The 358-nt window shown below is 48.6% G+C and carries 1 protein-coding gene; it reads left to right on the top strand.

What is annotated here, in order from left to right:
• Positions 1-358, top strand: a 358-nt coding sequence (locus tag Y882_RS20485) for a hypothetical protein (protein WP_162207446.1), incomplete at both ends; no start/stop codon positions are given.

Below are 358 nucleotides of genomic sequence, written 5' to 3' on the forward strand. Positions count from 1 at the left end.
CGTGAATTGCAGGCTAAAGTTGATGCCGCAATGAACGAAGCCACTGCCGGTTACAATGTGATCGAAGGGGTTGTGTCCGCTGTTAAAGAACAGTTTGACACTCTGCACGAAGGTTCGTTGCTGGACGAAGTTAAAGCAGTTGAAGGCGTAGTTACCGCTCAACTGAAGACCGCTAAAGAAGGTCTGAAAGCTGTTAAAGCAGCAGCACGTAAAGTTAAAGACAACGATCAACTGAAAACTGCCGTTGCAGCATCTGAAGATCTGGTTTCCGGTGTTGAAGCCACTCTGAAAGATGTTAAAGGCCGTGTATCCGCTGCCCGCGAAGCCACTAAAGCCGCTGAAAAAGCGAAACGTGACG

It is taken from the genome of Dyella japonica DSM 16301, assembly GCF_001010355.1.
GTDB lineage: Bacteria > Pseudomonadota > Gammaproteobacteria > Xanthomonadales > Rhodanobacteraceae > Dyella > Dyella japonica.